The following is a 13,403-nucleotide window of genomic DNA, read 5'->3' as shown; positions in this document are numbered from 1 at the left end:
CCAATATTTTTATCCTTTCAAAATATCTACATTAAAAAGCATAATTCAAACCTTTATTACCTAATTTTTCCTATTTGTAATATGCAGCATTCAGGCTTTGATTATTTGACGTTATCACTTTTTGCGCAGAGCCAGCTTTTCATTAATAAAGCGATATTTTATCCTGAGGTCATATAGTTGAATTAAGAGGGGGGGGATATTTTTTGACTGAGAAGTTTTGAAATTTCAGTTAAAGCAGCTCACCTTGAATAGTTGCTATAATGCGCCTTGCGCCACCAACATCTCGGTGTTCGCCTAAATAAATACCCTGCCAAGTTCCTAGGGCTAAGTATCCATTTGAAATTGGAATACTTAACTCACAACCAAGTGTGCTGGTTTTTATGTGGGCAGGCATATCGTCGTCGCCTTCATAATCATGACGATAATAAGGCTGTCGCTCAGGTACAAATTTATTAAAGTGGCTTTCCATATCCATACGCACAGTAGGATCGGCATTTTCGTTAATCGTTAGACTTGCTGATGTGTGTTGAATAAATAAATGCAGTAAACCTACTTTGTAGTAGGCAATTTCGGGAAGTTGGTTTAAAACGTCATCATCAATTAAGTGAAAACCCCGAGAACGAGGTTTTAGTGCAATTGTTTTTTGTTGCCAACTCATAGTGTATCGAAACTAACTTCTATATTAGCTGTGCCAGCGTCGCTACTAAATGGCATTATGATTTTTTTGCCCTGGCTTTTATGTGTTATTGTATGGCCCGCACCTGAAACAACAATAGGTGTAGCCATATCAAAATCAAACCCTTTTTCGCCTAACAGGTTTTTTGCACCACCGGTTACCATATTAGTGATTTCACCCACCATGTCTGTGACTTCTTCATTAATAGTATCTGGGCGCTCGCCAAGCATACGTTCCATAATTGTAAGAGCTAGGCTTTCGTCAAAAGTAATTGAGAACGACCCACGCGTTTGCGGGCCAACCATACCAATTAAACCAGATACATCGCCACAGGCGACTTCATCAGTTTTAATGCGCGGTTTACCAGGTTTCAACTGTGTTTGTGCCATGGTGCTTAACACGTTGATTAATGATGATAAAAAAGGATTGATAAACTCTACATTCATACTGAATACTCTTAAATTTGTGCTATTGAATGGCTACAACTTACTAGTATAGCCATAAAGAATTATTTTGTTTTTATAAAGCTCTGCAAGACTCACATTTACCATGAGCTTCAATTGTTTGCCCTGATACTACAAACCCACTTTCTGCCGCTAAGTTGTTTAGCTCATGAGAGATAACGGTAGAGTGAAGTTCTTTAACGTATCCGCAGTTATCGCAAATTAGCAATTGTACAGGATGAATATGATCAAAATGATGACACAACATAAATGCGTTGGTGCTTTCAATTTTATGAATAAATCCTAGTTCGGCTAAAAAGTCTAATGCACGATAAATAGTGGCTGGCTTGGCACCAGACTCAGTAATTTTGAGTTGTTCTAGTAGATCATAGGCACCTACACCACCTTGTGCACTGGCTAATAAGCGAAATACTTTTTCACGGATAGGCGTAAAACGAGCGCCACGGTTGTCACATACTTGCTTAGCTTTACTAACTAGTGATTCTATATTCATCATTCTCTTATCCTTACGCTACCATGATATACTAACATACTGTGTTGTAGTTGCAGTGTTTTTATTAGGCGCTTTTTATTTAGGAAACCCCGAAATGAACGAATTATTAGCCATTTTTATCTTCTTTTTTGCGGTGATAGACCCAATAGGAACTGTACCTGTATTTATCGCAGTAACCCGAGGAGAAGATGATAAATTTAAGCGCAAAGTCATCTTTAAGGCCGTTGGGGTATCGGCTGTTGTGCTGCTATTTTTTGTTGTAGCTGGTGAGCTTCTATTAAATGCGATTGAAATTCCATTGTCGGCTTTTCAGATTGCGGGCGGCATAGTGCTGCTGCTTTTTGCACTGTCGATGATTTTTGGTGAAAGCAAACCCGAAACTGAAATAAAAAGCGTACGTGACAGCACTGAAACAGCCATCTTTCCATTGGCTATTCCTTCAATCGCGAGCCCAGGCGCTATGTTAGGTGCTGTGCTTATGACGCGTAATGAAGAGTTTACTTGGATTGAGCAACTCATGACGTCCTCGATGATGCTTGCTGTTTTAGCTTTGGTACTCATATTACTTTTACTTGCAACACATGTGCATAAAGTTATTGGCGATAGTGGCGCGAGTATTATAAGTAGAATAATGGGACTTATTTTAAGCTCTGTTGCAGTAACTAATATTTTAAATGGTATAGCGCATTACTTTGGTTTGCAGGTATATAGCTAATATTGCTGCTAGTCGGGGTTTTGTGTAAAATGCGCCTCCTTTAAACGCCTTGCTTTTATACCCACTAGGGTTTTACATTTGGATGAATATATTTTGGATAAACCAACTTTAAACAGACGCTTTTCTGTCGCGCCAATGCTTGATTGGACTGACCGTCATTGTCGTACTTTTCATCGTAAAATGACAAAGCACACCGTGCTATACACAGAAATGATCACCACGGGCGCTATTTTGTTTGGCCGAGGCGACTACTTGCATTTTAACCAGCATGAGGGACCTGTTGCATTGCAATTGGGTGGTTCTGATCCTGAGGCATTGGCAAAATGTGCAAAGCTTGCCGGTGAGCGTGGTTATGATGAAATTAATTTAAACGTAGGTTGCCCGTCAGATCGGGTTCAAAATGGTCGCTTTGGTGCGTGTTTAATGGCCGAACCCGAATTGGTTGCTCAGTGCGTTGCGGCAATGAAAAATGAAGTTAGTATTCCGGTGACTGTCAAAACGCGCATTGGCATAGACGAGCAAGATTCGTATGAGTTTTTATGTGCGTTAATTGAAGCAAGTCATAAAGTAGGCTGTGATGACTTTATTATCCATGCGCGCAAAGCATGGCTAAATGGTCTCAGCCCTAAAGAAAACCGTGAAGTCCCGCCACTTGATTACCCGCGTGTATATCAACTTAAGAAAGATTATCCGCAACTCGATTTAAGTATTAATGGCGGCGTGAAAACGATTGAGCAAAGCCTTGAGCATCTTCAATACATTGACGGGGTTATGGTTGGGCGCGAGGCCTACAGTAATCCGTTTATGCTTAACGAGGTTGATGAAAAAATTTACGGCGATACAGCTAACACGCAAACCCGTCATGATGTTGTACGCTCAATGTATGATTATATTGAAGAAGAAATGCGATTAGGCGCTAATTTTTGGCATGTTGCACGTCATATGCTGGGTATTTTTCAGGGGCAACCTGGTGCGCGTGGCTTTAGACGTCACCTTTCAGAGAACGGCCATGGCAAGCAGGCTGATTTATCTGTAATGGATAAAGCACTTAGCTTTGTTCCCGAGTAATTTTTTCAAACGTAATATATAAAGCCACTTATACAGTGGCTTTTTTGATCCTAAAAATTAGTCAAAAACATAATTTATTGGCCAATTATACTTAGCACTATTCAGTGTGTGGTCATTTTAATCTTATCTTTTTCATTTCAACTCTTTGATAATAAGCTTCTTTTATTAATATAAAGTGACTTGGCATAACTCTTGGAATCTACTTGTTGTAATTAATTAAAAATCAACAGGAGAATACAATGGGAATAGTTAATCGCGTAAACGATGTTATTCAATCAAATATAGTGGCAATGCTTGATAAAGCAGAAGATCCTCAAAAGCTGGTTAACTTAATGCTTAACGATATGCAGGATGCATTAAACGAATGCCGAAGCACAGCCGCTGCGCTTTTATGTGAAGAAAAAGCAATTAACCGCCACCTTGATACTAAAAAAGCAGAGCTTGCGACATGGCAATCTAAAGCTGAGTTAGCAATTGAAAAAGGACGTGATGATCTTGCAAAGTCAGCACTCATTTCTAAACAAGCTGTAAGCGAAAGCATTGAAAAGAAGCAAGCTCAACGTGAGACTTTACAAGAGTCTTTATTAAAAATTAGATCTGACTGTGAACGCCTTCAACAAAAAATAGCAGAGGCAAAAACAAAGCAAGCTCAACTAGCGCAGCGCCATGATGTAGCCGTTGCCAGGTCGCATATAAATACTCAGTTAAATAGCGATAAAGTAGCTCATGCACTCTCTCGTTTTGAGCAAATAGAGCAACGTGTTGAGGGTATTGAAGCACAAGTCGAGGCGTATGAGTTAACTGATAAGGCTAATTCGACGGCAACTCAAATCGAGTCACTTGTTAAAAACGAAAAAATTGAAACAGAGCTGGCTAGTTTAAAAGCACGCTTAAATGTTAGTTCTAAACAAAGCGCCTAGGGGGAATTATGAGTCGATTTAATCATCAGCGTGGTTGGTTTAAAGACACGCTAAATAAAAAGATATCTGGCGTATGTAGTGGCTTAGCTTACCGATTAGATTTTCCGGTGTGGGCAACACGTTTGGTTACTATTTTACTGTTTTTAAGTTTTCCGTTTGTAGTTGCGCTTAGTTATTTTATTGCGCATTGCTGTTTAGAAGAAAAGCATATTAAGGAATTTTAAAATGAAAGCTATAGCTGTTTGTATACTCATTTATTTGGTGTTTTTTACTAACTCATTCTCATTTTTAAACTTTGACACGTGGCAGTTTCCATTGTGGATTGCAGATATGAGCTGGGTTGGTGTTGAATTAGTGAGTGTACTTATAGCCATTGTAGCCGTTGCCGCAATTGCTGCGTTAGTGACTTTAGGTTTGATTGGTGCAGCAGCAGTGGCTGTTATTGGTACTGTTTTGGCTTTGCTATTTGGCTCAGTGATGATTGCATGGCCATTATTATTTATTGCCGTATTGTGCTGGTTAGTGGCTGATAACAAAAAAGTGGTTTCTTAATCCTTAATTTAACTCACTATTCCCCGTTAACTATGTTAAATTTAACGTGTGATATTACGTTTTTACAAGGATTAAAATGATGACAAAATTGTGTTTATCTTTTGTGTCTGCATTGGCTTTTAGTTTTTTTTCGTCATCTTTGGCTGCGCACTCTGGCCATAACCATTCAGCCGATACCGCACAACTTGAAGTAAGTAACGCGCAAGTTAGAGAGTTCTTACCTGGCGGTAAGGCAAGTGCCGCCTACTTAACTATTTCCAATCATAGTGGTACAAATGCAATATTAACAAAGGCCAGTATTGACGGACTAGCACGTGTTGAAATACATGAGCATGCACATGTTGATGGTATGATGAAAATGCAAAAGGTCGAATCGGTCATTGTGAAAGCGCATGAAAGTGTCGATTTTCAGCCTGGAGGCTATCATTTAATGGTATTTGAGCCACAAGAGCCTTTAAAAGCAGGGCAAGAACGCAAACTAACGCTATATTTTAGTGATGGTAATCGCTTATTTACAAATATTGAGGTGGTTACGCTAGAGTCGCAAATAAATAAAGCTAAGTCGTCAGCACAACATTCTCATCATTAGGAGTTTACATGTCGCAACACAAAGGAAAAATAGCAGGCATTATAGTTATACTGCTTATTATATTTTACGCCATTGCCGTTTACTGGAGTACTGAGCCTTCACGTTTTGATGTGGTTGAAAGTGCAAAAGAGCAAGCACAACTTCGAAATGAAACGATGGTGACGGGTTACATTACTACATCAACACTTATCACTGTTGCAAATACGCTACTTGATAAGTCAGGCGGATATTTATCAAACGACGTTATACCACCTAGCATTATTATGGATGATATGCCTGCTTGGGAATATGGCGCACTTGAAATGGTTCGTGATTTATCACTTTCTATGAGAAAAGATTTTAGCCGCTCTCAATCGCAATCAACTGAACACGAAGCGCTTAAAAAAGCACAACCTCAATTTAATATAAGTTCTGAAGCTTGGGCGTGGCCAAGTGCTGAGGGCGAGTACCAAAAAGGGATTGATTACTTAATTGTTTACCGTACGCAAATGGCTCATCAGCATGAGCGCGATAGTCAGTTTTATGCCCGCGCTGATAACTTACGTAGTTGGTTAAAAGAAGCTGAAAAACGTTTAGGCAGTCTAAGTCAGCGTTTAAGTGCAAGTGTTGGGCAAGATAAAGTTAATACTGACTTAGCTGGTAATTCTTCAAATAAGCAAGCAACGCTTGCTCCATTGCAGCAGCAAGTAAGAACACCATGGCTTGATATAGATGATGTGTTTTATGAATCTCGTGGTGCAACGTGGGCGTTACTGCATTTTTTACAAGCTGTAGAGTATGACTTTAACGATGTACTTGAAAAGAAAAACGCACGCGTTAGCTTACAGCAAATCATTCGTGAACTTGAAGCCACGCAAGAAACTGTATGGAGCCCACTAATTTTAAACGGAAATGGTTTTGGCTATGTTGCTAATCATTCTCTTGTTATGGCAAATTATATTTCTAGAGCCAACGCGGCTTTAATCGAACTTAGCGAACTATTAGCGCAAGGATAAAAAATGAAAAAGTATTGTTTAGCAGCTGCCTTATCTATGGCATGTTTAGCACCTGCAGCTCAGGCTGATACCCTATTAGGTTTATATGTAGGTGTTGATGGTTGGCAGTCGGATAATGAAGGTCAGCTTTCTTACAAAGCAAATGCACCTCAAGATTTTAACTTTGAAGATGAAACATACATAAGCTATTACGCCGCGCTTGAGCACCCGGTGCCATTAGTACCTAATCTTAAATTAAAGTATACAGAACTTGAGCTAAATGGCTCTACTGTACTAAATGATACGTTTAGCTTTAATGGTTCAGACTATGTAGTGGGTACAACCGTTAATTCTGTAAGCGATTTAACGCATGTAGATTACATTTTGTATTACGAAATATTTGATAATGACCTGATTTCTATTGATTTAGGTCTAAACGCAAAGCAGTTTGACGGTGACATCATTGTTAATGGTACAACGCAAGATGGCGGCGCAAATTTTACTGAAACGGTTGAGTTTTCTGGTTTTGTGCCACTTGCATACGCGCGTGCAGAAGCAGGCTTACCACTTACAGGTTTAAGTGTGTTTTTTGAAGGCAGCCTTTTGGCAATTGACGATAGTAAAGTGCAAGATTATCAAGTAGGTGTTGCTTGGGAACTTGTAGATAACTTAGCTGTAGATATTGCTGTTAAAGCAGGTTACCGATCAATGGTATTAGAGCTTGACGATATTGATGATATTACTACTGATATTGACGCATCGGGTCCGTTTGCAGGTATTCAGGTTCATTTTTAATTAGTGCCTTCTAATTGAACAAAGCGTGGCGTCCTATTTTGTAGTATGCCACGCTAAATCAAACTCTCCCTCTAGTGCCGTGTTTACCAGCTGCTTATATACTTTATTTACAGGAAATCGTATGAGTTTAGATAGTTCATCGCCGGTTTGTGTGAATTTGTAATAGCTTAAAACCAAATCACTATTTTTTGCTTTAAGCGTCACCTTTTGAGATAAAAACGACAACGTGAGTTCTTGGCCAGCTTTAAGCACCGCAGATTCGATTTCTTTTCTGTAAAGCAAATTCAAATCCATTAAAGTTAAAATATCAGGAAAGCCTATTCCTGTTTTACCTAAATTTAATGACACTTTATTTCCCTTACGAAGTAGGTCAAATAAAGACGGTTTTTTATAAAAGCCAAGTAAAATAAAGTGGCTATCGTCTTTTTCATTATAACCTGACAAAGACACGCATTTTTGCAAAGAGTCGGCTTCGCGCTGAGTCATGTGTTTTAGTGTTTGTAAGCTTTTAATTGAAAAAGTCCCCGGGCTTAATGTTTCACCGGTTAAAATTTTTGCCCACAATGCTTGCATAGAGCTATTTGAGGTGTCCTCACATAAAGCAATAAAGTGTTCAACCCAATCTGCATCAGGGTGTTTATTGCTAGCTACATCGGGGCAAAACTCCATTGCTTTGGTTAATATAGCTTCTATATTTTGTTGGCGCTTAATAGCCAGTAAATCTTGTCTTTGCTTTGCGCGAGTCAGCAAAGGGTGTTCGCTATTTATATGGTACTGCGGTTTTACTTGCCCTTTTGTATTGTAACTTTGTTCTGATGATGGCGAAGTGTCGTTGTTGGGCACCTTAGTCACAGGGTAGCCAAGTAACGATTCTATTATATTAGCTAGATTAATCCGTGCTTGTGCTGTTTTTACTGTCATGGCTATTTGCTACGCTTTGTATATCGCTTAATTGTGCTACGGTTTTTAAATTATTTAACCCAAGCTCTAGAGTGTTATTTAAAATATACTCATATACGAGTGCCATATAGCCTGAAATGAGAAGAGTCGTTGATTGTCCCTCAATATAACAGGTCACGATATTGGCATTTGCCTGCGGTGAAAATGTAAGTGTGCCTTCAATAATGTGTTCATTATTTAGCAATATGTTGAACGACATTTCATCATCACTTAGGGAGGTTATAGTCATTTCACCATATCCCCATTTTCCTATCCATGATTGATGAGCGCCTACACCAGCACCAGGTTCATTAACAATAAACTCAATGGTGGGGTCTACTTGCTGCCAAGGTGACCATGTGTGCCATTGGTTAAAGTCGGCAACAAGTGTTTTTATTGTACTGGTATTGGCATTAATTTCTATGTGTTTACTTACACGATAATCTTGAGGCAGCAGTAATCCGACTACGACTACTATAAGTAGTAAAACTAATACGTATTTGAACAGTACTTTTAATAATTTAATAACCATACCTTTGGTAGTTTTTTTAACTATATATATAACAACTTTTTGTTAATCGACTATAGTATGAATTAGATCATAAGCCAAAAACTAAATTTATAGCTTTTTAAACATTACGTTAGAATATTTAAGCATTAAGCAGTATCAGAAAAAGGGTAAATATGTCGTCTGAACAAAATGATTTTCTATTTTTAGACCCACAGCAAGACGACGAAATAGTTGTTGAGCCATCTCGTTATTGGGATATTTTAATTGTAGACGACGACGAAGAAATTCATACGGTTACAAAACTCGCATTATCTGGACTAGAGTATGGTGGTGCTAGGCTTAGGTTTCATCACGCATATTCTGGCGCTGAGGCCAAAAATATACTTACTCAGCCCAATGATATATCTGTTATTTTTTTAGACGTTATTATGGAAACTGACGATGCCGGCTTTCAGGTGGTTAAACATGTCAGAGACACTCTTAATAACAAACGCGTTCGCATTATTTTACGTACGGGCCAAGCCGCTAATATCCCCGAAGAAAAAGTTATTCGTGAATACGATATAAACGATTACAAAACTAAAACAGAGCTGACACGCTCAAAACTTGTGACAACGCTTATTGCTGCTATTCGTTCTTACGAACAGATATGCCTACTTGAGTATCAAGCGCAAGCGATGAATACTATTTTATCTGCCTCTAAATACATTTTGGGGCAAACAGATATAAAAGTATTGTGCAATAAAGCACTTGAATTTATGGGGGTTATTTTAGGTTGTAAATCTAACGGATTAATTTGTACCAAGCTTGATGGTGAAAATTTTATTCAGGTTCTGGGCGGGTGTGAAAAGTACGAAGAATATTTTGGTGAAAAATTAGTTAATGTTAACCAAACTGCGTTATCTCAGGTTGAGGCCTGTTTTGGACAACTCACTCATCAATATACAGATAACAGCATCACCTTTATTTTAAAAAGTAAGCACCGCAAAGCTGCTTTATATATTGAGAGTGGTGGAGCACCGACAGATATTCAACTGCAGTTTGCTGAAATATTTTTAACTAATATTAGTATTGCGCTCGATAATATACGGTTGTTTGTAAAGCTAAGAGATGCAGCTTATAAAGACCTACTCACTGGTATTTCAAATAGAACTGATTTTATTGAGCGCATAGATGATTTTCAAAACGCCAGTGAAAACAAATATGTGTTTGTTTTGTTAGACGTTATTAACTTCTCAGATATAAATGATGGCTTAGGGCAAGATGTAGGTAATAAGCTACTTATTGCTATTGTTGAGCGTTTGAGAGCAATTGTCCCCACAGCTCAATTACTCTCTCGTGTAGGTGCTGATGTATTTGGTTTTTTAATCCCAAAAAGTGAATTTGTTTTAACTGATTTTAATGAAAAGTTAAGTCCGTCGTTTTCTGCTGCGGAACATGTGTTACCCATCGATTTTAGAATTGGCTTATGCCAACAGCAAGACTTTCAAGGCTCTGGTTTAGAAACATTAAAAGTGGCTTACATTGCTTTAAATCATGCTAAAAAAATAAAGCACAAGGAAGGTGTTTATTACAGTATTGATATGCAAGAAAAAATGGAGTGGCGATTAGGTTTAATTAGACAGCTGCGCCATGATTTTGCCAGAGGGAAGCTCGAAGTATGGTACCAACCGCAGTTATCGTTTGATGATTTGTCATTAATTGGCTGCGAAGCTCTTTTACGCTGGCCGTTGGAAAATGGCACCTACATTTCACCCGCAGTGTTCATACCTTTAGCTGAAGACGCTGGACTCATCGTTGATATAGGGCAGTGGGTGTTAGAGCAAGCGTGCCAACAGCAAAAGCGATTAGAAAATGAAGGAACTGAAATATGTATTGCTGTTAACGTGTCGGTTCCGCAATTTAAAGTTAAAGGGTATGCGCAAACAGTAAAAAATACCTTACTAAAATACGGTGTGGACCCAAAAAACATTGAGCTTGAAGTCACTGAAAGCGTAGTAATGGATGAATTAGACACGGTTATTAATACTCTGAGGGAGCTTAAGGCGTTGGGTATTGAAGTTGCTATTGATGACTTTGGCACAGGGTTTTCTTCATTAAGTTATATACAAAGCCTTCCTATCGATAGGCTAAAGATTGATAGGTCGTTTATTAAAGATCTTAATAATGGTGATACCGGTGCCGTTGCTGGATTAGTAATATCGTTAGGTGCAAAGTTAGGTTTAAAAACAATAGCAGAGGGTGTTGAAACGCAGGAACAAGCTAAGTTTTTAAAAGACTTAGGATGCGATGAAGTACAAGGGTTTATGTATGCTAAACCTATGCCTGAAAACAAGTTATTAGAGTTCATTAGTAAACGAAAAACATAGATAGTTATAGGCTTAGTGTTAAAGGTATTTCATACGTTGTAATGTTGTATATATAAACAAGTCTATGATGTATAATTTGCGCCTTTTGTTATTCTACGGTCACATTTATGAGCACACTCAAAGCTAAGCGCGCCTTATTCTCTTACCCCAAGTATTGGGCTGAGTGTTACGGCACTGCACCATTTTTACCTACATCACGCGAAGAAATGGATGCACTTGGCTGGGATAGCTGCGACATAATAATAATTAGTGGTGATGCGTATGTTGACCACCCAAGCTTTGGGATGGCAGTGATAGGACGTGTGCTCGAAGCGCAAGGCTTTAGAGTGGGGATTATTGCTCAGCCAAAATGGGATACAAAAGATGCATTTATGGAGCTTGGCAGGCCAAACCTATTTTTTGGTGTAACTGCTGGCAACATGGACTCAATGATTAACCGTTACACAGCTGAAAAGCGTATGCGCCACGATGATGCTTATACACCAGACAATATAGGTGGTAAACGCCCAGATCGTGCGGTGATGATTTACTCTCAGAAGTGTCGTGAAGCATACAAAGGTATTCCTATTGTTATTGGCGGTATTGAGGCCAGCCTTCGTAGGATAGCTCATTATGATTATTGGCAAGAAAAAGTGCGCCGTAGTATCTTGTTTGACTCAAAAGCCAATATATTGATTTACGGAAATGCTGAGCGCCCATTAGTAGAAGTTGCCCACCGCATTGCCGGTGGTGAAACGATGGATACGATTCAAGACATTCGTGGTACCGCTGTTATTCGTAAAGAACCTTTGCCGGGCTGGCGGGGGAGTGATTCAACGGCTATTGATAAAATAGGTAAAATAGACCCCATTCCAAATCCTTACGGAGCCGATGATGTTGGCTGCAGTAAGTCTGAATTTAAACAAGCTGGTATTGATTTAAAAGCAGAAGCTGCAAAGCCTATTACCGTGCAGCCAGCGCGTCCTAAGCCATGGGAGAAAACGTATGTTAAACTTCCAGCGTACGAGCAAGTAAGTGTTAACAAACCTTTATACGCACATGCCTCAAGGATATTACACCAAGAAACTAACCCTGGTTGTGCAAGAGCTTTATTCCAGCGTCATGGCGATCGCTCTATTTGGGTTAACCCACCGGCTTATCCTTTAGAAACACATGAAATGGATGCGGTATTTGGATTACCTTATCAACGAATTCCTCATCCACGTTATGGCGACGCTAAAATACCTGCTTACGACATGATAAAAACGTCGGTGAATATTATGCGTGGCTGCTTTGGTGGGTGTTCATTCTGTTCGATTACAGAGCACGAAGGGCGTATTATTCAAAGCCGCTCGCAAGAGTCCATTATTGAAGAAATTGAACAGATCAGAGATAAAGTGCCTGGTTTTACAGGCGTTATTTCTGATCTAGGTGGGCCAACGGCCAACATGTATAAATTACGTTGTACAAGTAAAAAAGCAGAAAGTACCTGCCGACGCTTATCGTGCGTATACCCTGATATTTGTAAGCACATGGATACGGATCACACGCCAACAATCGATTTATACAAAAAAGCACGTGATGTAAAAGGCATTAAAAAGGTTCTTATCGCTTCGGGCGTTCGTTATGACCTTGCTGTACGCGATCCTCGCTATGTTAAAGAGCTAGTGACACATCATGTGGGCGGGTATCTAAAAATAGCGCCAGAGCATACTGAAGACGGTCCATTATCAAAAATGATGAAGCCGGGCATGGGCGCTTACGATCAATTTAAAGAATTATTTGATAAGTACTCGAAAGAAGCGGGTAAAAAGCAGTATTTAATTCCGTATTTTATTTCTGCGCACCCAGGAACTAAAGACGAAGATATGGTAAACATGGCTTTATGGCTTAAGTCTAACGACTTTAAGTTGGATCAAGTGCAAAACTTTTACCCATCTCCAATGGCCAATGCGACCACTATTTACCATACAGAGATGAACTCACTGCGTAATATCAAGAATAATAGTGAAGTAGTGCCAGTGCCAAAAGGAGCACGCCAGCGCAGATTACACAAAGCTATTTTGCGCTACCATGATGCATCGGGCTGGCCAATGATACGTGAAGCACTTCGCAAAATGGGTAAAGCTAACCTAATTGGCAAAGGGCCAAACTGTTTAGTGCCAGAAGAAGGCCGCGATGAAAAAGCGGGTAAAACCGTAAATAAAGGCCGTAAAGGGGCTCGCCCAGCGCTTACACGTCATACGGGATTTAGTCAGTTTAAAAAGGCTAATACAAAACCTAAAGTGGGTGGAAATAGGCACAAGGCCAGATAGTTATTACCGAGACAATAAAAAGCGCAGCTATAAATTAACTGCGC

The 13,403-nt window shown here is 39.3% G+C and carries 15 protein-coding genes; 10 read left to right on the top strand and 5 right to left on the bottom strand.

Annotation, left to right across the window (positions count from 1 at the left end; genetic code table 11):
• Positions 1-229: 229 nt before the first annotated feature.
• The 3 genes from MTF67_RS02825 to MTF67_RS02815 form a co-directional block, all read right to left on the bottom strand.
• Positions 230-658: a secondary thiamine-phosphate synthase enzyme YjbQ gene (locus MTF67_RS02825; RefSeq protein ID WP_248518641.1), complete on the bottom strand. Its 429-nt coding sequence runs from the start codon at positions 656-658 to the stop codon at positions 230-232.
• Positions 655-1,122, bottom strand: a complete 468-nt coding sequence (locus MTF67_RS02820; protein ID WP_006792077.1) for a chemotaxis protein CheX — start codon at positions 1,120-1,122, stop codon at positions 655-657. Before MTF67_RS02820 ends, MTF67_RS02825 begins: the two co-directional genes overlap by 4 nt.
• Positions 1,123-1,195: 73 nt before the next feature.
• A complete protein-coding gene (locus tag MTF67_RS02815; RefSeq protein ID WP_033019044.1) occupies positions 1,196-1,633 on the bottom strand; it encodes a transcriptional repressor in 438 nt (145 codons plus the stop codon).
• A 94-nt stretch (positions 1,634-1,727) separates the two neighbouring features.
• Between MTF67_RS02815 and MTF67_RS02810 the strand changes: the two genes are divergently transcribed.
• The 8 genes from MTF67_RS02810 to MTF67_RS02775 all read left to right on the top strand — a co-directional run bounded on the left by MTF67_RS02810 (position 1,728) and on the right by MTF67_RS02775 (position 7,246).
• Positions 1,728-2,348 (top strand): MarC family protein, encoded by a 621-nt coding sequence (locus MTF67_RS02810; RefSeq protein ID WP_006792079.1) that lies wholly within the window; start codon positions 1,728-1,730, stop codon positions 2,346-2,348.
• 135 nt (positions 2,349-2,483) lie between these two features.
• Entirely contained in the window at positions 2,484-3,416 is a 933-nt protein-coding gene (gene dusA / locus MTF67_RS02805) for a tRNA dihydrouridine(20/20a) synthase DusA (RefSeq protein WP_039036785.1), read from the top strand.
• Between the two features lie 239 nt (positions 3,417-3,655).
• On the top strand, positions 3,656-4,336 hold the full coding sequence (locus tag MTF67_RS02800) for a PspA/IM30 family protein (RefSeq protein ID WP_248518640.1): 681 nt from the start codon (positions 3,656-3,658) through the stop codon (positions 4,334-4,336).
• A gap of 8 nt (positions 4,337-4,344) precedes the next feature.
• Entirely contained in the window at positions 4,345-4,560 is a 216-nt protein-coding gene (locus MTF67_RS02795; protein WP_008130273.1) for a PspC domain-containing protein, read from the top strand.
• Between the two features lies 1 nt (position 4,561).
• Positions 4,562-4,888 (top strand): hypothetical protein, encoded by a 327-nt coding sequence (locus MTF67_RS02790; protein WP_008130274.1) that lies wholly within the window; start codon positions 4,562-4,564, stop codon positions 4,886-4,888.
• Positions 4,889-4,967: 79 nt separating this feature from the next.
• On the top strand, positions 4,968-5,477 hold the full coding sequence (locus tag MTF67_RS02785; RefSeq protein ID WP_082014408.1) for a copper chaperone PCu(A)C: 510 nt from the start codon (positions 4,968-4,970) through the stop codon (positions 5,475-5,477).
• Positions 5,478-5,485: 8 nt separating this feature from the next.
• Positions 5,486-6,472 (top strand): DUF2333 family protein, encoded by a 987-nt coding sequence (locus MTF67_RS02780; protein ID WP_248518639.1) that lies wholly within the window; start codon positions 5,486-5,488, stop codon positions 6,470-6,472.
• Positions 6,473-6,475: 3 nt separating this feature from the next.
• Positions 6,476-7,246 (top strand): TIGR04219 family outer membrane beta-barrel protein, encoded by a 771-nt coding sequence (locus tag MTF67_RS02775; protein WP_008130280.1) that lies wholly within the window; start codon positions 6,476-6,478, stop codon positions 7,244-7,246.
• A 33-nt stretch (positions 7,247-7,279) separates the two neighbouring features.
• Here the strand turns inward: MTF67_RS02775 and MTF67_RS02770 are convergent, their stop codons facing one another.
• Positions 7,280-8,167 (bottom strand): TIGR03899 family protein, encoded by an 888-nt coding sequence (locus MTF67_RS02770; RefSeq protein WP_039036364.1) that lies wholly within the window; start codon positions 8,165-8,167, stop codon positions 7,280-7,282.
• Positions 8,136-8,717 (bottom strand): SRPBCC family protein, encoded by a 582-nt coding sequence (locus MTF67_RS02765; RefSeq protein ID WP_248518638.1) that lies wholly within the window; start codon positions 8,715-8,717, stop codon positions 8,136-8,138. Before MTF67_RS02765 ends, MTF67_RS02770 begins: the two co-directional genes overlap by 32 nt.
• 152 nt (positions 8,718-8,869) lie before the next feature.
• On the opposite strand from MTF67_RS02765, the gene MTF67_RS02760 reads away from it, so the two are divergent.
• Both MTF67_RS02760 and MTF67_RS02755 read left to right on the top strand, forming a co-directional pair.
• On the top strand, positions 8,870-11,065 hold the full coding sequence (locus tag MTF67_RS02760; protein WP_248518637.1) for an EAL domain-containing protein: 2,196 nt from the start codon (positions 8,870-8,872) through the stop codon (positions 11,063-11,065).
• Between the two features lie 107 nt (positions 11,066-11,172).
• Positions 11,173-13,359 (top strand): YgiQ family radical SAM protein, encoded by a 2,187-nt coding sequence (locus MTF67_RS02755; RefSeq protein ID WP_248518636.1) that lies wholly within the window; start codon positions 11,173-11,175, stop codon positions 13,357-13,359.
• Positions 13,360-13,403 lie beyond the last annotated feature (44 nt).

The organism is Pseudoalteromonas sp. 2CM32C, from assembly GCF_023161925.1.
GTDB lineage: Bacteria > Pseudomonadota > Gammaproteobacteria > Enterobacterales > Alteromonadaceae > Pseudoalteromonas > Pseudoalteromonas marina.
The sequence above is the reverse complement of the archived record's forward strand: the minus strand, read 5'-3'. Positions and strand labels throughout refer to the sequence as shown.

Excerpts from the sequence above, each read along its gene's own strand:
- MTF67_RS02820 (WP_006792077.1), bottom strand. The coding sequence starts at position 1,122 with ATGAATGTAGAGTTTATCAATCCTTTTTTATCATCATTAATCAACGTG.
- MTF67_RS02770 (WP_039036364.1), bottom strand. The coding sequence starts at position 8,167 with ATGACAGTAAAAACAGCACAAGCACGGATTAATCTAGCTAATATAATA.
- MTF67_RS02810 (WP_006792079.1), top strand. The coding sequence starts at position 1,728 with ATGAACGAATTATTAGCCATTTTTATCTTCTTTTTTGCGGTGATAGAC.
- MTF67_RS02795 (WP_008130273.1), top strand. The coding sequence starts at position 4,345 with ATGAGTCGATTTAATCATCAGCGTGGTTGGTTTAAAGACACGCTAAAT.
- MTF67_RS02815 (WP_033019044.1), bottom strand. The coding sequence starts at position 1,633 with ATGAATATAGAATCACTAGTTAGTAAAGCTAAGCAAGTATGTGACAAC.
- MTF67_RS02765 (WP_248518638.1), bottom strand. The coding sequence starts at position 8,717 with ATGGTTATTAAATTATTAAAAGTACTGTTCAAATACGTATTAGTTTTA.
- MTF67_RS02755 (WP_248518636.1), top strand. The coding sequence starts at position 11,173 with ATGAGCACACTCAAAGCTAAGCGCGCCTTATTCTCTTACCCCAAGTAT.
- MTF67_RS02760 (WP_248518637.1), top strand. The coding sequence starts at position 8,870 with ATGTCGTCTGAACAAAATGATTTTCTATTTTTAGACCCACAGCAAGAC.
- MTF67_RS02780 (WP_248518639.1), top strand. The coding sequence starts at position 5,486 with ATGTCGCAACACAAAGGAAAAATAGCAGGCATTATAGTTATACTGCTT.
- MTF67_RS02785 (WP_082014408.1), top strand. The coding sequence starts at position 4,968 with ATGACAAAATTGTGTTTATCTTTTGTGTCTGCATTGGCTTTTAGTTTT.
- dusA (WP_039036785.1), top strand. The coding sequence starts at position 2,484 with ATGCTTGATTGGACTGACCGTCATTGTCGTACTTTTCATCGTAAAATG.
- MTF67_RS02825 (WP_248518641.1), bottom strand. The coding sequence starts at position 658 with ATGAGTTGGCAACAAAAAACAATTGCACTAAAACCTCGTTCTCGGGGT.
- MTF67_RS02775 (WP_008130280.1), top strand. The coding sequence starts at position 6,476 with ATGAAAAAGTATTGTTTAGCAGCTGCCTTATCTATGGCATGTTTAGCA.
- MTF67_RS02800 (WP_248518640.1), top strand. The coding sequence starts at position 3,656 with ATGGGAATAGTTAATCGCGTAAACGATGTTATTCAATCAAATATAGTG.
- MTF67_RS02790 (WP_008130274.1), top strand. The coding sequence starts at position 4,562 with ATGAAAGCTATAGCTGTTTGTATACTCATTTATTTGGTGTTTTTTACT.